Source organism: Bifidobacterium sp. VU/mBH4 (B4), from assembly GCF_058199535.1.
In genome coordinates, this window is record NZ_JBVPQJ010000007.1 from 83615 (window position 1) to 105048 (window position 21434).

A 21434-nucleotide genomic window follows, 5' to 3' on the forward strand; every position below is an offset into this window, starting at 1 on the left:
ATTCAGCTCAATTGCCTCCAGGCCGGGTCGATGCCGCGGCCTATCAAAGCCAGGACGATGGCGGCCAAGGTGCAGGAACGGTCGTCTGCCAGGGCTTCCTCGGCAAACTCCGATGCCCGGGATCCCCCACTCCACCAGTCGACATAAGCCGCGACCGCCAGCGGCTGGGACCGAAACCCCGGCGGAACCTGATCGGCCAGCGCTTCGAGCATGGCCAACCCAGCATGGCAACGGGGCTGGTCCGGCCGCGTCGCAGGATCCTTGAAGACCGCATCCAGGATGCTGCAGAGCGCCGTCACATTCGATGGATCGTTGGGACGAACACACAGGTCCATCAACCGGTCGCTGTCCAGACCAGGCCCGGGTGCCAGAATGGACAAAATAAGCCCGTCGCGTATGGCCAGCGTCTCCTTAATGGCCACGGCCAGGCAGTCGGCCGAGTCTGAGTCCAACCGCTGGCACGCCTGCGGCCCTTGCAAACCAGCGGTCCAGTCTGTCAGAGGTTGCTGGAGCCATCGTCTGTCGGCCTCTTCCACACCCCATCGTCGCCGGCCCTCTCGGTAGTGCTCCACCAGTTCTTTCATGCCGTCTTCATGCGCATCGTCCATGCCGTCATCGCCTCCCATCCGCTCCCGGCATGAGGACCGGGAGCCTTGGTACCATCCTGATCCAGTGGGAACCGTGAGGAAGGCCGCAACCGATCATGTGGTCAAGTGAGGCCATCCATCCACCATGGTCCTGGCAGCCTGTCCGCTGGGCAGATATGCGGATAGGCTCTAAGGCATGAAAAGCGTGACTGCAGCACGGGTCGAACAGCGCATGGAGGAACTGCTCCAGCGCCGTTGCGACCACCTGATTGCTCCAGAGCCCGGACCGGACTCCCTCCTGGATCAAGACCCCTCCCGGCAGGCTTTGCAGGAGGTCATCCTCCAGGCAATCGAGGCTGGCCGCGGCGGCAAACGCCTGCGCGCCCTGCTGCTCTGCGACGTCTGGCGGGCTCTGGAGTCCGAGCAGCATCCTGACCGTGAACAGGCGGTAGTGGATCTTGCCTGCGCCTTGGAGGTCTATCAGACCAGCGCGCTGGTCCATGACGACATCATCGACGGCTCCCCCCGTCGTCGGGGCCGCCCTGCCGCCCATCTGGCCCTGAGCCGGTCGGCTGCCGGCAACGGTTCGAGCGGCCGGGCACCCGCAAGACCTGATGCCCGCGGCACCGGCCTAGGCATCCTCCTTGGCGACCTGCTGGCTTCGCTGAGCACGGACATGGCCCTCCAGGCGGCTGCCAAACTGCCTCAGGGGGCGGCCATCGGCAGGGCCTTTCAAGCCATGCAGACGGCTGTGGTCACCGGTCAGGTCCTGGACATGGGCATGGAGGAGGCCTGTCTGGACGATCCGGAACGCCTGCGCCGCCAGGCCCTGCACACCATGGCCTGGAAGACCGCCTCCTACACCACCCTGGCCCCGCTGGCTCTGGGTTTGCTGGCCGCTGGAGCAGACCTGGAAGAGCATAAAGCATCGGTGCGCGCCCTGGGCCTGGACCTGGGGCTGGCCTACCAGCTGGCGGATGATCTGCTGGATGTGACAGGCGACGACCGACGCACCGGCAAACCTGTGGGTGGCGATATCCGCGAGGGCAAGCGGACCGTCCTCCTGGCCGACACCCTGGCCATGGCCGATCCTGATCAGGCCAAGGAAATCCGCCGACTGTACGGTTCCCCCTCCCAAGGCCGCAACGACACCCAGGTGAATATGGTCCGCGACCTGATGCAGTCCTGCGGGGCCGTAGAAGCCAGCCGCCAACGCATGGCCGACCTGTCCGTCCGGGCCCAGGCCCAAGCCCAGGCCCTGGCCGATCATCTGCATCTGTCGACAGGGGGCCGAACCATATTCCTCAAGGCCTGCCGACGCTTCCTGCCGCTTGCCACCACCGCCGGGTATCATGAACGTGTATCTTCCATTGATGCTGAGGCCGGTCAGGCCTCCGAGGTGCAGAGGGCCGGACAAGACGAGCATGAGTGAAGCGGACGAGAGGACCAGCGACCGGATCATCGACGGGCGCTACCGCATTCTGCGTGAGATCGCGCAGGGTGGCATGGCCACGGTCTACGAGGCTTTGGACCAGCGGCTGTCCAGGCATGTGGCGGTCAAGATCATGCACACCATGCTGGCCCAGGGGCCGCACAGGGCCCAGTTCGAGGAGCGCTTCCGCCGGGAGGCCAGGTCCGCGGCAGCCATCGCCAACCCCCACATCGTCCAGGTCTACGACACGGGCGTCGATCAGGGGCTGGATTACCTGGTCATGGAGTATGTCCACGGTATCAGCCTGCGGCGGGACATGGCCCGGCAGGGCGTCTATCCCCTGAAGGAGACCCTGCGCATCGTGGGCGAGATCCTGGACGGTCTGGCCTCCGCCCACCGAGCCGGCGTCATCCACCGCGACATCAAGCCGGAAAACATCCTCATCAACGACCGCGGCCACGTGGAGATCACCGACTTCGGCCTGGCCCGCGCCGCCGCTCAGGCCACCCTGTCCTCGACAGGCATGCTCATGGGCACTGCCGCCTACCTGGCCCCCGAGACCATCGAGAACAACGAGGCCTCCCCCCAGAGCGACCTCTACGCCGTGGGCATCATCGCCTACGAGATGCTGACCGGCACGGTCCCCTTCGCCAGCGACAATCCGGTGACCATCGTCTTCAAGCACGTCCACGAGGACGTCCCCTCCCTGGCCAGGGTCTGCCCGGGAATCGACCCATCGGTAGCCGCCCTGGTTGCCGAACTGACCGACCGCTCCCCCGAGCATCGCCCGGATGACGCCGGCAAGGCCCTGGAGAGCCTGAGGAAGGTGGTCAAGGGACTGGACCGACAGGCCATGGACTATGTGCTGCCCGCAGGGGCCGCAGCGGCCGCAGCCGGCGGACAGCCCGAATCCGCCATCGCTGGAACCGCTGGGCACGACCCTGAGGTGACCGGGTCGCCAAGGCAGACGGCTACGGCACCCAGCGACGACGCCGAGGAGGCGGCCACAGACCCGGAGAATTCGGACACGGTTCTGTCTGTGCCCGTCCCGCCAGAAACCGATGCGGGCGCAGCGACCAGACGCTATCAGCTCAACGACGTGGACACCCCCTCCCGAGCCGAGACCACGACCGTTCTGCAGCCTCAGGATCCGGCAGCATCTTCCGCCGATGCAACGACCATGCAGCAAGGCGCTGAAGCGGCTCAACCCAAGCACCGGCATCGCGGCTTGATCATTGTGTTGGCGGTTCTGCTGGTGCTGGCCCTGGCCGGAGGCGGCGGTGGCGCCTGGTGGTACTTCCTGGGTCCGGGCAGCTATGTCGCGCTGCCCAAGCCGGATGACATCTCCTGCGCCGAAAACCAGGAGTGCAAGGTCATCGGTGCCGCCTTCGCCAAGTACGCCCGTACACTCAAGGTCACCGGCATCGAGGTCGACACGGCCTATGACTTCAGCGACCAGGTGGCCAAGGGAGCCGTCATGGCCGCGGATCCCGATACTGTCGGAGCCCATATCAGCAAGAGGGGCGGCAGGCTCAAATTGACCGTCTCCAAAGGGGTGCGCCAGGCCACGGTGCCCAAGGACATCCTCACGCCGGACACATCCAACGGCAAGGATCCGGTGCAGGCTCTGAAGGCAGCCGGGTTCGACAGGATCGACCACGACGCGTCCAAGGACCAATACTCCATGAACATCCCCGAAGGAGCGGCCATTTCAGTGGATCCGGCCCCAGGGACCAAGACCCGTCACGATGCCAAGGTCAGCCTGATCCTGTCCAAGGGTCGAATGCCCGTGGCCATGCCCGACATCGTCGGCAAGGCCAGGGATGAGGCTCAGGCGGCCCTGGAAGCCCTGCGACTCAAGGTCAGCTACAGCGAGGACTGGTCCGACAAGGTGCCGCGCAACCAGGTGATCTCCGCCTCCCACCAGGCCCAGGAACAGCTGCATTGGGGCGACGCCGTCAACGTGGTGATCTCCAAGGGGCCGCAGTCCATCACCATGCCCGACGTGAAAGGCAAGAGCCAGGACGAGGCCACCCGGATTCTGGAGGGATACGGGCTCAAGGTCAACATCTCCGCTCCCTTGGGCAATCTGACCCACACGGTGCGCATCCAGGATCCCAATCCCGGCAGCCAGGTCAAGGTGCTCAACGATGACGGCTCGCCGGCCGTCGTGACCCTGACCGTGGTCTGAACCCCTGGGAAGTCAGTCCAGCTCCTGGTTGTTCTCATGGTTTTCATGCGCCTTGATGACCTGGGCATACACGTCCACGTAGCGTTGCCCGCTCATCTCCTGGATCTCCTGCATGATCCTGTCAGTCAGGTTGCGGATCTCCTCGTGGGTGAGGCTGTTGACCGGAACGCAGGGCACGGTGATGGGCTTGCCGTAGATGACCTTGGTCCTGCCCTTATGCGGAATCACATGGCCGGGCTCCTGAAGCTGCCTGGTGCCGATGATGGCTGCCGGCACCACCGTCGTCCCGGTCTCGAAGGCCAGCCGCGCCGCACCGGTGTGCCCCCGGTAAAGCCTACCGTCAGGGCTGCGCGTGCCCTCCGGATGGATGCCGAAGATGTGCCCGTGCTCAAGGATGGAACGAGCCGTTTCCATGGCGCCCAGCGACTTGGAGCCGCCTGACCTGTCCACGGGGAAGACCCCGACCGAGCTGAACCACCACTTTTTGAACTTGCCCTTGATCCCCTTGCCGTTGAAGTACTCGGCCTTGCCCATGAAGTGGATCATCCTAGGGCAGGTGATGGGCAGGAGGGCGTCGTCGATGACGGCCAGATGGTTGGAGGCGATGATGGCAGCCCCCTGCTTGGGAATGTTCTCCGTGCCCTCAACGGTCGGTTTGAACCAGGTACGCGCCAACGGACCGAGCAGTTTGACGAAGAACCAGTACAGCACAGAGACTCCTTGGTAGCGAATGCGTGCGGCCGAGGTTACGATGGTTCTATGACCGAGCACAAGCATAACGACGCCGGGAAACAGTATAACAGCGAGGCGGGAACCGGCTCCCCACAGGGGGACGAGGAGTGGGCGGACTTCCTGAACTCGCATGCTGACGAGCTGGGTTCGCTGGAATCGTCCAGGGCGGCCAAGGAATTCGAGAAGAAGGCTCGAAAGTCCGAGAAGAAGGCGGCGCTGAGGGCCGAGGACTTGAAGCGCGACTCTTTCGTCGGCGGCTCCGGACCGCGCGATTTCCAAGGCAGCAGCTGGCTGGACACCGACGAGGTCATGGACCGGTCGTCGAACTTTGTGCCGCCCAACCCCGACCTGAGCGACTTGGGCGGAAGGCGGGTGGCCTTCATGATCATGACGGTGCTGGGCCTGGTCTGCTTCTTCCTGACCATCTTCCTTCCCCGCTGGTCCGGCTTGACCGGCCTGCTGGCGGGACTGCTCCTGCTGATAGGCATCGCAGGACTGATCATCGACCGGAAGAATTTCCGCGACGATTCAAGCGGGCTCTTCGATGACGACCAACGACACTACCGGCGATGATGCCGTGTGCCGCCGTATACAAGCCTCCAAAACAGTCGGGCCTCGCTGGCAGAGAGATCAGCCAGCGAGGCCCGAACAGGCTTGGCAGCCGCGAACTTACACCAAGACCGGACGGCGTGTCCGATGCTCTTGCTGGCAGCGGGACTGCGCTTCCTGGGCTCCATGGATCCAGGCTGCCAGCAGGTCGGCGGCCCTGCCCTGATCCACAACCTCGGTAGCCAGTTGATAGGCCTGGGCAAACCGCACGTTCAGATCAGCCTCGGGACCGGCGTCGATCTGCGTGCCGTCAGCCACGATGGCCGAGGCCGCATTGAGCAGGGCCGTGGAACGGGAGGGAACCGACTTTCCAGCCAGGAAGTCCCTGACGACACTGGCGTTGAAGGCGGGATCGCCACCGCGCAGGTCATCCAAATCCACCGGGTCGATGCCCAGTTCACGAGTCGGGTCGAAGGAGCGTTCTTCCACCTTGCCCTGGTGGATCTCCCAGATGGAGACTGGCCCGGTCGGGGCCATCTCGTCAAGGCCTTCGGCCGAGGTGTAGACCATGCCCTCCTGGCCGCGTGAGGCATAGACCTGGGCCAGCATGGGGCTCAGCTGGCGCTGAGCGCATCCGATGGCCACATAGCGGGGGTTGACCGGATTGGTCAGGGGTCCCAGGAGGTTGAAGACCGTCGGGATGCCCAGCGACGAGCGGACAGGTCCGGCAAACCGCATGGCGGGGTGGAAGGTCTTGGCGAAGACGAAGGTGATGCCGTAGCGGTCAGCCATGGCAGCCACCTCCTGCGGCGGCAGATCCAAGGGCAGGCCCAGCTGCTCCAGGCAGTCGGCGGTGCCGCTCTTGCTGGATGCGGCCCGGTTGCCGTGCTTGACGATCCTGACCCCCGCAGCTGCAGCTACGATGGCGCCCATGGTCGACAGGTTGACCGTCGCTGCCCCGTCGCCGCCGGTGCCGACGATGTCAGTCACATCACCGCTGACCTTCAGCGGCACCGCATGGCCCACCATGGCCTTGGCGGCCCCTTCGACCTCCGGGCTGGTCAGCCCCAGGGTGGATTGCATGGACAGGGCGGCGCCCACCTGCACCGGGTCGGCATTCCCGTCCATCAGGTCGTTCATGCACCACTCGGCCTCATCCGCGCTCAGGTGTCGACCGGACACCAAGGAGTTCAGGACGGATTTCCAGCTAAGTGGCCGCATGATGACTCTTTTCCTTTGAAGAAGCGGGGCTGGATGCCCCGCTGTTTGCTCTAGGTTTACTGCCCTGCCCCTCCCCTGCACAAGGCCATCCCATATTTTGGTCATTTTGCTACCAATATATGAAAGAAGGCAATTCACTATATGGAAACGGCCACCGCCCTGGTGAGCGATGGCCGTCAATCAGATCAGCAACCCTATCTGCAAAAGCCGCTACTGATTACGCGTACCTGTCATTTCTTCTCGTTCTGACCGTGGCACATCTTGTACTTGCGCCCAGAACCGCAGGGGCAAGGCGCGTTGCGAGGCGTGCCCGGGAAGGTGCGGCCATCGGCCCAGGGCGAGTGGTCCTCTACGGCCTTGGGCCTCTTATTGGCAGGAACCTTGCCCTCGGCATGGCTGATGGGCGCGGGCCCCACCGGAGCCGGGCTCGAAGCGTCGGGTGCTTCCGAGTCCTCGGCGGACGTGCTCAGACCCGACTGGGCGTCATCGGCATCCTCGGCGGAGTCCTCCTGGACGCTGCCCGCCGGAGCATCTTCATCACGCTCCTCGGCCGTCTCGTCAATGTCGGTGGTCTCATCCTCGGCATCAGGCTCTTCAGGCGCCTGGTAGTTGACCTCTTCGGACTGGCTGGCCTCGTTTTCTTCGCGTTCTTCGCGGGCCCGCCGCTCGTTCTCCTGGCTGGCGGCAATTTGCTTGAGGTCCACGTTGAAGAGCAGCTGCACGGTCTGCTCCTTGATGGCGTCGATCATGGAGTTGTACATCTGGTAGCCCTCGCGCTGGTACTCGACCAGGGGGTCGCGCTGACCCATGCCGCGCAGGCCGATGCCGTCCTTGAGGTAGTCCATCTCGTAGAGGTGCTCACGCCACTTGCTGTCCAGGACGGAGAGGACCACCTGGCGCTCCAGCTGCCTTGAGCCCTTCTCGCCCAGTTCATCCTCGCGCTTCTGGTAGATGGACTCGGCGTCCTTCACGATCTTGTCCGCCAGGGCCTTGACGGCCTTGTCACCCTTCAGAGACTCCAGGGAGTCCATGGTCTCATCCTGGTCGAGACTGATCGGATAGACCGAGGCCAGCGCCTTCCAGAGCCCGTCAGCATCCCATTCCTGAGGCTTGTCCGAGCCGTTCTGCGCCCCACGGATGTATGAAGTCACGGTCTCGCGGATGAAGCGGAGGATGTCCTGGTGGATGTCCTCGCCCTTGAGCACGGCCTGACGCTCGCCGTAGATGACCTGGCGCTGCTTGTTCATCACGTCGTCGTACTTGAGCACGTTCTTGCGGATCTCGTAGTTGCGGGATTCGACAGACTTCTGTGCATTGCGCACACCCTTGGAGACACTCTTGGTGCCTATGGGCTGACCTTCGGGCAGGCTCGTGGAGGACATCATTCGAGCCACCAGCTGGGTGTTGAACAGGCGCATCAGGTCATCTTCCAGGCTCAGGTAGAACCTGGACTCACCGGGGTCGCCCTGACGGCCGGAACGACCGCGCAGCTGGTTGTCGATGCGGCGGGACTCGTGCCGTTCGGTGCCCAGCACGTAGAGGCCGCCCAGCTTGACGACTTCCTCGTGCTCATCCTTGACCTGTTCCTTGACGGAATCCAGCATCTTGGGCCAGCGCTTCTCATACTCCTCAGGGGTGTCGTCGGGCGAGTAGCCCTGCTCCTTGAGCTTCTGATCGGCGAGGAACTCCACGTTGCCGCCCAGCATGATGTCGGTGCCGCGCCCGGCCATGTTGGTGGCCACGGTCACGGCCCCCTTGCGCCCTGCCACGGCTACGACAGCAGCCTCGCGCGCATGCTGCTTGGCGTTGAGCACCTGGTGGTCGATGCCGGCTACGTCCAGCAGGGAGGAGACCACCTCGGAGGACTCCACGGATGCAGTGCCCAGCAGGATGGGCTGGCCCTTGGCATGCCGCTTGGCAACGTCCCGGACGATGGCGGCCAGCTTCTCCTTCTTGGAACGGTAGATCAGATCGTCCTGATCCTTGCGGATCATGGGCTTGTTGGTGGGGATGGGCAGCACGCCCAGCTTGTAGGTGTTCATGAACTCGGCGGCCTCGGTCTCGGCCGTGCCGGTCATGCCCGCCAGCTTGTCGTACATGCGGAAGTAGTTCTGCAGGGTGATGGTGGCGAAGGTCTGGTTCTCGGCCTTGACCTCCACGCCCTCCTTGGCCTCGATGGCCTGGTGGAGGCCCTCGTTGTAGCGGCGGCCCTTGAGCAGACGGCCGGTGTGCTCGTCCACGATCAGGACCTCGCCGTTTTGGACCACGTAGTCACGGTCGCGCAGGAAGAGCTCCTTGGCCTTGATGGCGTTGTTCAGGTACCCGATCAGGGCGGTGTTGGCGGGCTCGTAGAGGTTGTCGATGCCCAGGTAGTCCTCCACCTTGGTGATGCCCGGATCCAGGATGCCGACGACCTTCTTCTTCTCGTCGACCTCGTAGTCCTCATCCCTGGTGAGCTTGGGAACCAGCTTGGCGAACTGCCGATACCATCGGGTCACGTCGCCCTCGGCGGGTCCTGAGATGATCAGAGGAGTTCGTGCCTCGTCGATCAGGATGGAATCCACCTCGTCCACAATGGCGAAATGGTGGCCGCGCTGAACCAGCTCGTCCTTGTCCCAGGCCATGTTGTCGCGCAGGTAGTCGAAGCCGAATTCGTTGTTGGTACCGTAGGTGATGTCCGCCTGGTACTGCTTGCGGCGTTCGTTGGGGCGCTGGTCGGTGATGATGCAGCCCACGCTCATGCCCAGGAAGCGGAAGATGCGCCCCATGAGCTCGCTCTGGTAGGAGGCCAGGTAGTCGTTGACCGTGACCACGTGCACGCCCTTGCCCTCCAGGGCGTTCAGATAGCTGGGCAGGGTGGCCACCAGGGTCTTGCCCTCGCCGGTCTTCATCTCGGCGATGTTGCCCCAGTGCAGGGCCGCGCCGCCCATCAGCTGGACGTCGAAGTGCCGCTGGCCCAGGGTGCGCTTGGAAACCTCGCGGACCGTGGCGAAGGCTTCGGGCATCAGGGAATCGAGGGATTCGCCGTTCTCCAGTCGCTGCTTGAACTTGGGCGTCTGCGCCTTGAGCTCCTCATCGCTCATGGCCGAGATCTGATCCTCGAAGGCGTTGGTCGCCTTGGCCACCCCCTGAAGCTTGCGAATCTGACGACCCTCGCCCATACGGAGGACCTTGTCCAAGACTGCTACCACGTTGCGCTCCCTACCGTTCTTTTATGGCCTTCGCACGCCCTCAGCTGACGTAGGCCCAGACCTTGATTATCTTACGCGAATGCACCGATTTTCTCGAAACCGATGGTTCCGCAAACCCGGCTGCGGCCTTGGCAGCCGGACAGGGCATTGAAGAAGGGCGATTCTCCGGAGGTCAGGCCAATTTGCCGCCGGGGAATCGCCCCACAGTTCAATATCCGCTCGTCTATCCGTTTTGCTGTTACTTCTTCTGGCCTACATGCTCAGGCGTATCGATCTCGAAGACGCCGTAGCTCCATCCGTGCCGGCGATAGACCACCGACGGCCGCTGGGTCTCCTTGTTGACGAAGAGGAAGAAGTCGTGGCCGATCAGCTCCATCTCGTAAAGGGCCTCGTCGATGCTCATGGGCTCGGCGATGTGCAGCTTGCGGCGGATGACGATGGGGGTGTCGCCCACCTGCACCTCGACCGACTGGCCCGGAGCCAGGTCCGAGGCCACGGCGGTTTGGGCGCTGTTATCAGGGTTGGACTCCTGGCCCTGATCACCCTGATCGCCCTCATCGCCTGTCTGGTCATCCACGGGCAGGTCGGCGGGCAGGGGCGGATGCTCAAGTCCCCGGCGGTGGTCCTTGCGGCGGTCGCGGACCCGGCGCAGACGCTGGGTCAGCTTGTCCAGGGCCATGTCCAGTGCGCTGAACTCGTCGGCGCTGGAGGCCTCGGCGCGGATCACGGTCTTGCCGGCCTGAACCGTGAGCTCCACCCTCTTGGCGCTGTCAGCCTGGCGGGGATTGCCTTCATGTGTCAGAACGACCTGGATGCGCTGGGCATCGGGGGCGATGGCCGTCACCCTATTCATCTTGCTGTCCACAACATCGCGGAACCGCTGCTTGATTTGGGTATGTCGACCGGTAATGACGATCTCCATGGGAATCTCCTTGCACTTGTGAGCGGACGAACCGCTGGTGCGATGGCGGACTTGGTCACCATCGACTGTGCTTCCGATTGTATCCGAAGAGCAGGGCTGACTCACTGATTGAGCTTGAGGCCAGAGCGGGATCATGACCGCCGGTCCGGTCGTTCAGTTCCGCTATGCTGAATCCCCGAGACCTCTCGGATGGCCGCGGCCCCTCCTCCTGGGAAGGGCTGAGGAACTTCCGGGCTCCACAGAGCACGATGGCGGATAACGTCCGCCCAGGGCGACCTGAGAGATAGCGCAACAGAGAACAGACCGCTCGCCTGGCAAAGGCGGGCAAGGGTGAAACGGCGGTGTAAGAGACCACCGGGTCGACGGTAACGCCGACCGCATGGCAAGCCTCATCGGGAGCAAGGCCAAGCAGAAGGCATTCAGGGGCTGCTCGTCCCGCCTTCGGGTAGGCCGCTAGAGCCTGGCGGCAACGTCAGGTCGAGATGGATGGCCATCCGTCGTCCGGATATCATCCGGTCGATGACAGAACCCGGGGTATATGAGAGGTCTCATTTTCTTTCCCTCAGCTGCTTTGATGCTTGCCATCATTAAAAGTCAGCAATGGTCAGACCAGTAAGACACGTTTGGCATAGGCACTCGCTTGTGCAACCAGACCGTTGATGGCATCTTGCAACTCGCCGTTGACTCTTTGTATCGAATTGATGGCCCTGGCCACATCATCCACATTGGATACGACGTAAACATTGGGCTTGTCGACCAGACGCTTGCCCCATTCAGTATGGTCAACGACGGCATCGCGAATTATGATTGGCCGACCATGATGCTGAGCCTGCCGAGCCTGAACACGGGTGCCGGAATATTCATGGGCTTCAACAATGACCGTAGCGATACCATAGCCACTCATGGTGGCATTACGCGCCGGAAAGGTCCACTTCGTGGGCCCCTGCCAGGGCCAGAACTGCGAAAACACTTGGCCGTTATGCTCGATGAGCTCCTGCAGATGGCGATTTTTTGCGGGATAGTACTTCCCTATGCCCGTACCGATGAAAGCCACCGTACGGCCATGCTCCTGCAGGGCACGATGATGGGCTTCAGCATCCACTCCCAAAGCCAAGCCGGCGATAACGGTCAGGCCTTTGCTCACCAGCATCGTTGCCACATCAGAAGCGAAATGCAAAGCCTCCGGTCCTGCATTGCGCGAACCCACCACGCTGACACCCATATCCTGTTGATCGGGGCTGAGGAAACGACCCTTGGAAAACAGGAACGGAGGCATATCGACAACCTCGAGCAGACTCAACGGATACCGCTCATCGAGGACCGACACCATATCCAAACCCTGCTTGTCCCAGTCATGAACCATGGCTTCGGCCTCTTTGTGAGCCTGCAAGAGCTGCACACGACGTTGCGCGGTAATGGGTATGTCATCCTCGCCCAACAGGGCCGTCTGAACACGGTCGTCATATTCGTCATCTTCGTCAGGGTCATCCAGCCGATGATGCTGCGGGTCAAGCTCATGTTCAAAGACTTGAATAGCGCTACCCTGGCGTACAACCTTTTCAGCGATGGAGCTCCAGGTGTCATGCGATTTGTCGATGGTTCTCAGCAGGGCGACCAGTGCTGCATTCTCCTGCAGAAGTTCACTCTTATCGAGCATCCGACACCTCCACCTTCTGACAGACTTGAACAACCGCGGCAGCCCGTTATATCCAGGCTAGCCGCTCTATGTGAAAGCAAGACCACAAGGTCTTGGTTCATGATTCGCCTATGCCGACTGAAGAGCTCCGAATGGTGCAAGCATCCAGCTAGAGCAGCTCGGCGATACAGTCATAGCTGCATATTGCCGTGCATTTTTTCATTGTGAATACCAATACATCCACGAGACACCTCAATCGAGAGGGTCGTCAGAGACGAAAAGATCAGCTGCGACCTGGTTGAGGAGGCCAGGACTATGGCCCTTGCGGGATCCAGCACTCCAGAATCGCCGTTTGCGCACTTTAAGATCAAGTCCCGCTGTCTTCCGGGCCACCTTGCGGCCGAGCTCGTAGGCGGAGTCGACGAAGAGTCCCTCACGAGAGGCCTGTGCCACCACCTGCGCAGCCAGTCCTGGGTCTAGTCCCTTGCGGGTCATCTCCGAGAGCACGCCCCGCTCCCCCATGGTGCGATGCAGACAGGAACGCAGAAGATCCTGGGCATAGGCCTGGTCATCCAACAGGCCCAGCTTGGTCAGCCGGTCGATCACTTGATCGACCACGTCCGTATCAAACCCCTTGTCGACCAGGCGACGGGCCAGAGCCCCGCTTGAACGCGCTGCCGCATCCAAAAGGGTCAGAGCAGCCTCCCGGCAAGCATCCGCATCATCGGCATCTGCTCGCGGAGCTGCAGGCGCGGAACCTCCACCAAAGCCACCGGCACGTGGGCGACGGCCACGGCGGCGGGTTCTTCTATCGGAACCACGGGCAGAACGGTGACCACGAGAATGGCGACCTGCCAGGGATTCGTCACCCATATCAGCATTGGCAGCACTGTCTGTATCTTCCAGACTGCCTCCGAATCGGGCGCCATGCCCCAGACCGAGGACAGGAGACTGCACCAGGCGGCTGTCCTCCTTGAAGCTGTCATCCTTCTGCTCAAGGGCAGGATCAAGGACTGACACCGACTCTGCTGGAGCAGGCGCACCCGCAGAGTCTGGCAGCAACCGGTCCGACCGGGAATCCACCGATTCTGTGATAGAGTCGGCAGGATCCCCGGTCTGCGCCAGTCGGACAGGATTTTCCTTGAGAAAGTCCTCGGCCGAGATCATAGGGTCATGCAGCCTGGGCCGTGGGCACAGTGGTGTTGACGTCGACAGGAGCCGAGTCGTCTTCCTTGCTGTCTTGGCCAGCATCAGCCTGATCGGCCTTGTCGTCCTCGGAAGGAGCAGGGATAAGGCCGAAGGCGACCTTGACCTTATCTTCGATCTCCTTGGTCAGACCGGGGTTGTCCTTGAGGAACTGACGGACGTTCTCCCTGCCCTGACCCAGCTGATCGCCCTCGTAGGTGAACCAGGAGCCCGACTTCTTGACGATGTTGGTCTGCAGAGCCATGTCCAGAACCGAACCCTCCTTGGAGATGCCCTCCCCGTAGAGAATGTCGAATTCGGCCACCTTGAAGGGCGGGGCCATCTTGTTCTTGACCACCTTGACCTTGGTGCGGTTGCCCACCGCCTCGTCGCCGTTCTTCAGGGTCTGGATACGGCGGATGTCCAAGCGGACCGAGGCGTAGAACTTCAGGGCCTTGCCGCCGGTGGTGGTCTCCGGGCTGCCGAAGAAGACGCCGATCTTCTCCCTGAGCTGGTTGATGAAGATGGCCGTGGTGTTGGCCTGGGACAGGGCACCGGTCATCTTGCGCAGGGCCTGGCTCATCAGCCTGGCCTGCAGACCCACGTGGCTGTCGCCCATATCGCCCTCGATCTCGGCCTTGGGCACCAGGGCGGCCACCGAGTCGATGACGATGACATCCAGGGCGCCCGATCTGATCAGCATGTCGGCGATCTCCAGCGCCTGCTCGCCGTTGTCCGGCTGGGAGACGATCAGGGAGTCCGTGTCCACGCCCAGCTTCTTGGCGTACTCAGGATCCAGAGCGTGCTCAGCATCGATGAAAGCGGCCACTCCACCGCCGGCCTGTGCATTGGCCACCGCGTGCAGGGCCAGGGTGGTCTTGCCCGAGGATTCGGGACCATAGATCTCGACGATGCGGCCGCGGGGCAGTCCGCCGATGCCCAGGGCCATGTCCAAGGCCAAGGACCCGGTGGGAATGACCTCCACATCCTGGGCAGGCTTGTCGCCCAGGCGCATGGCCGAACCCTTGCCGAAGCTCTTCTCCACCTGCGCGAGGGCCGTGTTCAAGGCTGCCTGGCGACGGGGGTCGATCCCGCCCTCCTCTTCCTTCTTCGCCTTGCCACTGTTGCTCTGACGTGCCATATGGCTCTCCTTCTTCGTAACCGACCTCACGATGACGACATCCTGATTGACGACCTCACGATTGACAGCCTATCCGCCGTCGGAACCTGTCAGCGGTCCCGGCGCCCGATGTGGTCAAACGTGCCGATGGTCACCGGACCATGGGTATCAGTATACCCGACTATGCGAACAAATGTTCGAAAATCGCCTGGAATGGGCAATAAATTCGCGGAGGATAAAACCCGCCGATCAGGCTGCCGGCAGGGGCGGCGCATTGTGGTCCTTCCCCCAGCGCCGGGAGTCGGGAATCTCCATCTGATCGCAGAGCACGTTCCAGACCACGCGCGGCTCCACACCCGCATCCAGGGCCTCTATTACGGTCATGGCATCCAGGGCGGTCAGCCTCTGGTCACGGGCCAGACTGCGTCCGTAGACCCGGCCGAAGACCTCCTCCAGCAGCTGCCAGAATTCCCGTTCACGCACCCGACATCACCTTTCGTCCAAGACCCACCCTGTCACACCCCTTCTACGGTAGCAACCGACAGTCAGCAGAAGAGGGCGCCTGGTTCCTCAGAACCGGACGCCCTCAAGAACGGTCCGCCGATTCAACCGGCGGAACCTGACATGCTTACTCCTGAGTGGACTCCAGGTAGTCCGCCACCATCCGCAGGGTCTGCGGCACACCCAGGCCCAGCGCGTCGGCGATGGAGCTCAGCAGTTCGGAGCTGGCCTCCTTCTGGCCGCGTTCCACCTCGGACAGATAGCCCAGGGACACGCCGGCCTTCTCGCTGACCTCACGCAGGGTCTTGTGATCGTTGGTCCTCAGCTCGCGCAGCACGTGGCCCAGGGCCTCGCGCAGGGAGACGGTATGGGTGACGGCCCGGCCGTCGTTGTTGGAGGCTGCCCGCTGACGGCTGGCTTCCATGCCGTCCTCCTCCATCCACATCTTGTTCAGGTTGGCCTGGCGCTCCTCCTTGGCCTTCTTGGCGGCCTTGGCACGGATCACCTGCTGCTGGGCGAAGACGACGGCACGACGCTGGGCGGGGGTCAGATCACGAACCCGCGCGTTGCGCTCCACTCCGGGTGCGGCCGGCTTGACATCATAGGTATCGTTGGTTCGAGTCATCACGGTCTCGGTGCTGGCCATAGCAGCCCCTTTCGCCATTATCGTGTTCAACTTCTTACACACTGACCAACAGACGAGCCGGTGGATTATTCCAGGGGAGGAACCCGAAAGGCCCGCTTTGTGACCAAGGTCACGTATGCACAAGGTCCGACAGCGGTAAGTGGAAGCGACTCACCGCATCAGGCCGTCAGCCCCGCGAGTGCAGGGCCCGATCCAGCTGGTCCAGAATCCGCATGACCGTGCCCCGGCGCACCTGTTCCCGGTCGCCGTCCAGATGCAGCTCGTAGGCATAGGTCCGGTAGGCGTGGGATTGAAGGCCGGTCTCGATACGCCGACCCAGCACCCGGACGGGCAGGGCCAGACCGATGTAGACCAGCCCGGCAGGATCATCCCCGTCAGGGCCCGGCCCGGCCACGCCCGTCGTGGCCATGCCGATGACCGTGTCCTCGTGCCCCGGCCTAGTGTAGAGCCTGGCCGTGCCCTCGGCCATCTCCTGGGCGACCCTTGGATGGACCGCACCCTGGGTGGCCAGCAGGTCCTGGTCCACCTTGAGGATGGCGGCCTTGGCGGCGATGTCGTAGGTGACGGCCGACCCAAGGAAAACGTCTGAGGCCCCGGGAATCCTGACGAAAGCATCGGCCAGCAGCCCCCCGGTCAGCGATTCGGCGGCGGCCAGGAACAGGCCCGAATCACGGCAGGTATCGATGATCCGTCCAGCCAGGTCGTCGCAACGGCCCTGCACGCTCTTGCCGATCATCGCCGCATCCCCATCACGTATTCCGCTCCCGAGTAGAGGCAGAGGGCCAGGGCCACCAGGATGACCACGCGGGTGGCTACCAGGTACCAGGGCCAGACCGTCGACAGGGGCGTCATGAGCATGCCCAGGCCGATGCACTCAAACAAGGTCTTGTACTTGCCAGCCTGGGAGGCGGCGATGACCCGGCCCTGCTTGTTGATGACCAGGACCCGCAGCAGGGTGATGCCCAGTTCCCTGACCAGGAAGAGCACGGTGACCCACCACCAGAGCTCGCCGAAGACGGAGGCCACAATCAGCGCCGAGCATATCAGCAGCTTGTCGGCAATGGGATCCATGAGCTTGCCCAGCTCGGTCACCTGGTTGTACCGGCGGGCCAGCCACCCGTCCAGCTTGTCGGTCGAGGCGGCGAGGATGAAGAGCACGGCCGCGGTCCAGCGCATGCCAGGCCTGCGTTCGCCCCAGGGACCGGCCATCAGATCCAGGGCGATGAAGACCAGGACCAGGAGAATACGGGTGTAGGTGACCAGGTTTGGGGGTGAATTCCATCCTTCGAGAAGCCTGCGCCTCTCACGACCGGTCTCTGACTCGGCATGCTCCTGCATTGCCACTCCTTATACGCGATACTCGTGCGCTCGGGCCGTCCAACAAGAGATGCCGGGCGGCAGTTTCATCATAACGGTAGACCAGGCCCAGCTTTTTGGGCCGATGTTCAGCCCTGCGCTTGCTCATCCGGGGCGGGATCCATGGAGGAGGCGTCGCCTCGGATGAAGGCCAGGGCCTGCTGCAGCTGCGGCGGCTGGATGAGCACCTCGCGGGCCTTGGAACCCTCCGACGGCCCCACGATTCCCCTCGACTCCAGCAGGTCCATCAGCCTCCCTGCCCTGGCGAAGCCTACACGCAGCTTGCGCTGGAGCATGGAGGTGGATCCGAACTGGGTGGTCACCACCAGCTCGGCCGCCTGGAGCAGCTCGTCCATGTCGTCGCCGATCTCCTCCTGGATCTCGTTCTTGTGGTCGGCCTTGTCGGCCATCTGCTCGATGTCCTCACGGTAATGGGGCTTGCGCTGGGTGCGCACATAATCCACCGCCTTGCGGATCTCGGACTCGGAGACCCAGGCCCCCTGGACGCGGGTGGGCTTGGCCTGGCCCATGGGCAGGAAGAGGGCGTCGCCCTGGCCGATCAGGGTCTCGGCGCCGGTGGCATCCAGAATGACTCGGGAATCCGTCGAGGAGGATGTGGCGAAGGCCAGCCTGGAGGGAATGTTGGCCTTGATCAGGCCGGTGACCACATCCACCGAGGGCCGCTGGGTGGCCAGGACCAGGTGGACGCCGGCGGCACGCGCCAGCTGGGTGATCCGCTGAATGGAGCTCTCCACGTCGTTCTTGGCCACCATCATCAGGTCGGCCATCTCGTCGACCACCACGACCAGGTAGGGGTACGGGGCCACCTTGCGGTTGGAGCCGGCGGGGGCGTGGACCTTGCCCTCGCGCACGGCCTTGTTGAAGTCCTTGATGTGCCGGAATCCGAAGAACTGCAGGTCGTCGTAGCGGGCATCCATCTCCTTGACCACCCATTCCAGGGCCTGGGCGGCCTTCTTGGGTTCGGTGATGATGGGCGTGAGCAGGTGGGGGATGCCGGCGTAGGCGCTCAGCTCCACACGCTTGGGGTCCACCATGATCAGGCGGACCTGTTCCGGCGTGGCCCGCATGATCAGCGAAACCAGCATGGAGTTGATAAAGCTGGACTTGCCCGAACCCGTGGCGCCGGCCACCAGCAGGTGGGGCATCTTGGTCAGGTCGGCGGTCACATAGTGGCCCTCCACGTCCTTGCCCACGGCGGTCATCATGGGGTTGTCGTCCTGCTGGGCCTTGTCGGAGCGCAGCACGTCGCCCAGGTGGACGATCTCGCGGTCCACGTTGGGAATTTCGATGCCGATGGCCGACTTGCCAGGGATGGGCGACAGGATGCGCACGTCCGAGCTGGCCACCGCGTAAGCAATGTTGCGCTGAAGGTTGGTGACCTTCTCCACCTTGACGCCCGGCCCCAGCTCCACCTCGTACTGGGTGACCGAAGGCCCGCGCAGGAAGCCGACCACCTTGGCGTCCACGTCGAACTGCTGGAAGGTCGATTGCAGGGCCTTGATGACCGCGTCGTTGGCCGAGGTCCTGACCGCGTGGGGCTTGCCCTTGACCAGCAGGTCCGTGCTGGGCAGCACATAGGGCCGGCTCTCGTCCACCTGGCGGTCATCGGAGGAACCTGACGCACCGGGAGTCTGGGTTCCGGCAGCCTGGGCTTCGGCCGTCTGGTTCCCTGCAGCCGGAGCGGGCTGGGCGTCCATCTGCACGGTGTCGGCTGCGGCTGCGGCAGCGGCCCAGGGGTCCGAAGCTCCCACGCCGGACAGCGCGGCCGGATCCACCTTGGGATGCCCCTGCTCCCTGGCATCCAGGAGGGCGGCGGTGGCCGGGGCCTCTACAGCGGGCATGTTCTGCGTGGACACCTGGTCCGATTCGGCAGCCTGCGCCGTCTGGTCACCCTGGTCAGCCCCCTCCAGCGAGGCCGCCTGGGAGAAAGGCTCGTCAGCCTCGTAACGCTCCAGATGGGTGTCCGTGTCCTTGCCGATGCGGCCATGCAGCAGGCGGCTGAACCAGCCGGCCACCCCGCCACGGCCCGAATCCTTGGCATCCTCCTGGTCCGATTCCTGGTGGGTGGGCACGCCGGGGGCCAGAGGCAGGGTGTCATCCCCCAGCCTGACCTCGTTGGGAGCGGTCTGCGCCGGAGCCGAGCCGGAGGCATGGGTCCTCTTGCCGCGCAGCAAGGCAACCAAGTCGCTCATATGGAATCTGAAGGTGATGAAGAGGCCGAAAATGCCCACGAGGACGAAGATGATGACGGCGAAGACCTTGGACAGCCCCCAGGCCAGCGGCGAGCCCAGAACGAACCCCAGAAGGCCGCCTGAGCCGCTGATGGCCCTCATGTCGAAGCCTCGATGGTCCGAAGCCATGAGCACGTCCAGAATGGAGCAGACCGACCAGAGCACCACCATGAGACCGCCCACCACAGGCAGGTTGCCGGCCTCGCGCCCGGTGTAGCAGACCAGCCGGAAGGCCGCAAAGAGCAGGACCACCGGCAGGATGATGCTGCAGAGCCCCAGAACGCCCGCAGCCAGGGCATGCAGCCCCCGCCCCAGGAAGCCGTTCACGCGGAACCATTCGCTGGCACTGAAGAGCACGGCCAGGATGACCAGCACGAAGCAGAGCCCGTCCTTGCGGTAGGCGGAGTTGTCGCCGTTTTTGCCGACCACGGCACGCACCAGGGATCCCAGGCCCCGGGGCAGGGCCAGCAAGGCCTTGTGCCAGAAGGGTTCTGGGTCTTGGCTGTCCTTGGCTGCGGTCCGGCCGCGACCGCGTGCGTCTGCTTGCTGCTTACGTGTCATAACCCTTTCAGCCTACCCAGAACCCCGGTCCGCGTCGGGCCCGACGGGTCAGTGTGCACAACTCTTTCAGACGGTGGGCCGCCAGGGCTAGCATCGTTGGCATGACACCAGCCGAACGTCAGAGCGCCGTGGCCTTCGCCCTGCGCAACCTGCTTCTGGATGACCGTCAGCCCGGCCCTTCGGCCCTTCAGGCGGCCAGCGACTTTGTGGCGGGCAGAAGGCAGGCCGAGGTTCTGGCCGACCAGGCCCGGCGCTTGGAGGCCAAGGCGGCTGCCCTGACGGATGCCCTCTTTCTGCGGACCATCCTGGTCTGTCAGCGACCCTGGGCGACCGAGGGCGATCTTGCGGAGCTGGAGGCCATCCATCGCCGACTGCTTCCCGGCCTGCCGGAAGAGCGAGCGCTGCGCCGACCCCAACCGGAGGACGACGCCAGCCTGTATCCGGCATCCATGCTGGAGCAGGGAGCGGCAGCCATCGGCCAGGAGCTGGCGGCCGAACACAACCTGGCCAGCCTGGACCGTCCGGTCTTCGTGGAGCGCCTGGCCCATTACTATGACGAGCTCTCCTACCTGCACCCCTTCGCCGACTGCGACGGCATGACCCTGCGCATCTTCCTCTCACGCCTGTCCCACGATGCCGGATGGGACCTGGACTGGGGACGGGCTAATCCGACCGCCCACCGCCGGGCCCTCCAGCGGGCGCTCCGGGGCGACATCGACGGCCTGCAGACCCTGATTGCGGGCATGGTCCGCCCGGTCAACCCAACCCGAATATTTCTGATCGCCGGATGGGACCAGGGCCCAGCCCACTGAATTGGCAGCCTCAGCTTGGCAGCCGCTCGTTGCCGCTGCGCTTGGCGGCCTCGATGATCCGGGCACTCTGATTGATCAGTTCTGCCGCCCCGGCCTGGTCGTGGTCGCGGACGCGCCCCCAGTATCGTATTTTGAGCTGCACATACCGCTTCCGCGCCCGCAGGTCGGCCATCCGCTGGTCCAGCCGCCGTCCCTGCTCGGCCAGGAGCTCGATCTGCCGTCCGGCGGCCTCGGCTCCCGCCGCACGGTTGCCCAGATACTCCCGCATGTGCTCCAGGGACATGCCCGTGGCGCTCAGGCAGGAGATGGTCTCCAGCAGATCCAGATCCTCCTGGCTGTAGCAGCGGTGGCCGCTTGAGGGGTCCCTGGCAATGGGCGGAATGATGCCGATGGTCTCGTAGTAGCGCAGGGTGGTCTCCGGCATCCCCGACATGAGCGAGGCCTGGCGGATGGTGTACCAGGGCCCGGATCCCTGGGCGGTCTGGGTTTGGTCGGTCTGGGTTTCAGCCTGGGGCTGCGTGATGGTGGTCATACCCGTTC

Annotated in this window: 17 protein-coding genes, 1 other RNA gene and 2 pseudogenes; 5 read left to right on the plus strand and 15 right to left on the minus strand. The window is 63.7% G+C overall.

Annotated features, from left to right (window positions below):
- Nucleotides 1-2 precede the first annotated feature (2 nt).
- Nucleotides 3-626, minus strand: coding sequence for a DUF4192 family protein (locus tag AC0AII_RS08145; RefSeq protein WP_490446762.1), 624 nt, complete (start codon nucleotides 624-626; stop codon nucleotides 3-5).
- Between the two features lie 166 nt (nucleotides 627-792).
- On the opposite strand from AC0AII_RS08145, the gene AC0AII_RS08150 reads away from it, so the two are divergent.
- Both AC0AII_RS08150 and AC0AII_RS08155 read left to right on the plus strand, forming a co-directional pair.
- The gene (locus tag AC0AII_RS08150) at nucleotides 793-2019 is read left to right on the plus strand and encodes a polyprenyl synthetase family protein (protein WP_490446763.1); all 1227 of its coding nucleotides are present in this window, start codon (nucleotides 793-795) and stop codon (nucleotides 2017-2019) included.
- Nucleotides 2012-4210, plus strand: a complete 2199-nt coding sequence (locus AC0AII_RS08155) for a protein kinase domain-containing protein (protein WP_490446764.1) — start codon at nucleotides 2012-2014, stop codon at nucleotides 4208-4210. Before AC0AII_RS08150 ends, AC0AII_RS08155 begins: the two co-directional genes overlap by 8 nt.
- A 12-nt stretch (nucleotides 4211-4222) precedes the next feature.
- Here the strand turns inward: AC0AII_RS08155 and AC0AII_RS08160 are convergent, their stop codons facing one another.
- Nucleotides 4223-4921, minus strand: a complete 699-nt coding sequence (locus AC0AII_RS08160) for a lysophospholipid acyltransferase family protein (RefSeq protein WP_101432207.1) — start codon at nucleotides 4919-4921, stop codon at nucleotides 4223-4225.
- 48 nt (nucleotides 4922-4969) lie between these two features.
- Between AC0AII_RS08160 and AC0AII_RS08165 the strand changes: the two genes are divergently transcribed.
- The gene (locus AC0AII_RS08165) at nucleotides 4970-5515 is read left to right on the plus strand and encodes a hypothetical protein (RefSeq protein WP_490446765.1); all 546 of its coding nucleotides are present in this window, start codon (nucleotides 4970-4972) and stop codon (nucleotides 5513-5515) included.
- Between the two features lie 96 nt (nucleotides 5516-5611).
- On the opposite strand, the gene trpD is transcribed toward AC0AII_RS08165, so the two are convergent.
- The 4 genes and pseudogenes from trpD to hpf all read right to left on the minus strand — a co-directional run bounded on the left by trpD (nucleotide 5612) and on the right by hpf (nucleotide 10825).
- Nucleotides 5612-6712, minus strand: a complete 1101-nt coding sequence (gene trpD / locus AC0AII_RS08170) for an anthranilate phosphoribosyltransferase (protein ID WP_198189457.1) — start codon at nucleotides 6710-6712, stop codon at nucleotides 5612-5614.
- Nucleotides 6713-6942: 230 nt separating this feature from the next.
- Nucleotides 6943-7137: pseudogene (locus AC0AII_RS08175) on the minus strand (SEC-C metal-binding domain-containing protein); the annotation flags it as partial.
- Between the two features lie 206 nt (nucleotides 7138-7343).
- Nucleotides 7344-9903, minus strand: a pseudogene (gene secA, locus AC0AII_RS08180) (preprotein translocase subunit SecA); the annotation flags it as partial.
- Nucleotides 9904-10141: 238 nt separating this feature from the next.
- On the minus strand, nucleotides 10142-10825 hold the full coding sequence (hpf, locus tag AC0AII_RS08185; protein ID WP_490446766.1) for a ribosome hibernation-promoting factor, HPF/YfiA family: 684 nt from the start codon (nucleotides 10823-10825) through the stop codon (nucleotides 10142-10144).
- Nucleotides 10826-11002: 177 nt separating this feature from the next.
- On the opposite strand from hpf, the gene rnpB reads away from it, so the two are divergent.
- Nucleotides 11003-11379, plus strand: an RNA gene (gene rnpB / locus AC0AII_RS08190) — RNase P RNA component class A.
- Nucleotides 11380-11429: 50 nt separating this feature from the next.
- On the opposite strand, the gene AC0AII_RS08195 is transcribed toward rnpB, so the two are convergent.
- The 8 genes from AC0AII_RS08195 to AC0AII_RS08230 form a co-directional block, all read right to left on the minus strand.
- Nucleotides 11430-12482 (minus strand): DNA-processing protein DprA, encoded by a 1053-nt coding sequence (locus AC0AII_RS08195; protein ID WP_490446767.1) that lies wholly within the window; start codon nucleotides 12480-12482, stop codon nucleotides 11430-11432.
- A gap of 231 nt (nucleotides 12483-12713) precedes the next feature.
- The gene (locus tag AC0AII_RS08200; RefSeq protein ID WP_490446768.1) at nucleotides 12714-13628 is read right to left on the minus strand and encodes a regulatory protein RecX; all 915 of its coding nucleotides are present in this window, start codon (nucleotides 13626-13628) and stop codon (nucleotides 12714-12716) included.
- Between the two features lie 4 nt (nucleotides 13629-13632).
- A complete protein-coding gene (gene recA, locus AC0AII_RS08205) occupies nucleotides 13633-14787 on the minus strand; it encodes a recombinase RecA (RefSeq protein ID WP_313839335.1) in 1155 nt (384 codons plus the stop codon).
- 228 nt (nucleotides 14788-15015) lie between these two features.
- Nucleotides 15016-15249 carry a DUF3046 domain-containing protein gene (locus AC0AII_RS08210; RefSeq protein ID WP_024627845.1) on the minus strand — a complete coding sequence of 78 codons (234 nt, stop codon included), beginning with the start codon at nucleotides 15247-15249 and terminating at the stop codon, nucleotides 15016-15018.
- Nucleotides 15250-15394: 145 nt separating this feature from the next.
- On the minus strand, nucleotides 15395-15913 hold the full coding sequence (locus AC0AII_RS08215; protein ID WP_372338668.1) for a helix-turn-helix domain-containing protein: 519 nt from the start codon (nucleotides 15911-15913) through the stop codon (nucleotides 15395-15397).
- Between the two features lie 166 nt (nucleotides 15914-16079).
- Nucleotides 16080-16649, minus strand: a complete 570-nt coding sequence (locus tag AC0AII_RS08220) for a CinA family protein (protein WP_144085992.1) — start codon at nucleotides 16647-16649, stop codon at nucleotides 16080-16082.
- A complete protein-coding gene (pgsA, locus tag AC0AII_RS08225; protein ID WP_490446769.1) occupies nucleotides 16646-17251 on the minus strand; it encodes a CDP-diacylglycerol--glycerol-3-phosphate 3-phosphatidyltransferase in 606 nt (201 codons plus the stop codon). Before pgsA ends, AC0AII_RS08220 begins: the two co-directional genes overlap by 4 nt.
- 107 nt (nucleotides 17252-17358) lie before the next feature.
- On the minus strand, nucleotides 17359-20082 hold the full coding sequence (locus tag AC0AII_RS08230) for a DNA translocase FtsK (RefSeq protein ID WP_490446770.1): 2724 nt from the start codon (nucleotides 20080-20082) through the stop codon (nucleotides 17359-17361).
- 101 nt (nucleotides 20083-20183) lie between these two features.
- Here AC0AII_RS08230 and AC0AII_RS08235 point away from each other — a divergent pair, with 101 nt between their 5' ends.
- Nucleotides 20184-20894, plus strand: coding sequence for a Fic family protein (locus tag AC0AII_RS08235; RefSeq protein ID WP_490446771.1), 711 nt, complete (start codon nucleotides 20184-20186; stop codon nucleotides 20892-20894).
- A gap of 10 nt (nucleotides 20895-20904) precedes the next feature.
- Here AC0AII_RS08235 and AC0AII_RS08240 read toward each other — a convergent pair whose 3' ends face one another.
- Nucleotides 20905-21426, minus strand: a complete 522-nt coding sequence (locus tag AC0AII_RS08240; RefSeq protein WP_490446772.1) for a MerR family transcriptional regulator — start codon at nucleotides 21424-21426, stop codon at nucleotides 20905-20907.
- Nucleotides 21427-21434: the final 8 nt, after the last annotated feature.

Bases quoted from the DNA above. Each gene is read 5' to 3' on its own strand.
- AC0AII_RS08215 (WP_372338668.1), bottom strand. From the start codon at position 15,913: ATGGCCAGCACCGAGACCGTGATGACTCGAACCAACGATACCTATGAT.
- pgsA (WP_490446769.1), bottom strand. From the start codon at position 17,251: ATGCAGGAGCATGCCGAGTCAGAGACCGGTCGTGAGAGGCGCAGGCTT.
- AC0AII_RS08165 (WP_490446765.1), top strand. From the start codon at position 4,970: ATGACCGAGCACAAGCATAACGACGCCGGGAAACAGTATAACAGCGAG.
- AC0AII_RS08240 (WP_490446772.1), bottom strand. From the start codon at position 21,426: ATGACCACCATCACGCAGCCCCAGGCTGAAACCCAGACCGACCAAACC.
- AC0AII_RS08195 (WP_490446767.1), bottom strand. From the start codon at position 12,482: ATGCTCGATAAGAGTGAACTTCTGCAGGAGAATGCAGCACTGGTCGCC.
- AC0AII_RS08230 (WP_490446770.1), bottom strand. From the start codon at position 20,082: ATGACACGTAAGCAGCAAGCAGACGCACGCGGTCGCGGCCGGACCGCA.
- AC0AII_RS08155 (WP_490446764.1), top strand. From the start codon at position 2,012: ATGAGTGAAGCGGACGAGAGGACCAGCGACCGGATCATCGACGGGCGC.
- AC0AII_RS08220 (WP_144085992.1), bottom strand. From the start codon at position 16,649: ATGATCGGCAAGAGCGTGCAGGGCCGTTGCGACGACCTGGCTGGACGG.
- hpf (WP_490446766.1), bottom strand. From the start codon at position 10,825: ATGGAGATCGTCATTACCGGTCGACATACCCAAATCAAGCAGCGGTTC.
- trpD (WP_198189457.1), bottom strand. From the start codon at position 6,712: ATGCGGCCACTTAGCTGGAAATCCGTCCTGAACTCCTTGGTGTCCGGT.
- recA (WP_313839335.1), bottom strand. From the start codon at position 14,787: ATGGCACGTCAGAGCAACAGTGGCAAGGCGAAGAAGGAAGAGGAGGGC.
- AC0AII_RS08235 (WP_490446771.1), top strand. From the start codon at position 20,184: ATGACACCAGCCGAACGTCAGAGCGCCGTGGCCTTCGCCCTGCGCAAC.
- AC0AII_RS08145 (WP_490446762.1), bottom strand. From the start codon at position 626: ATGGGAGGCGATGACGGCATGGACGATGCGCATGAAGACGGCATGAAA.
- AC0AII_RS08200 (WP_490446768.1), bottom strand. From the start codon at position 13,628: ATGATCTCGGCCGAGGACTTTCTCAAGGAAAATCCTGTCCGACTGGCG.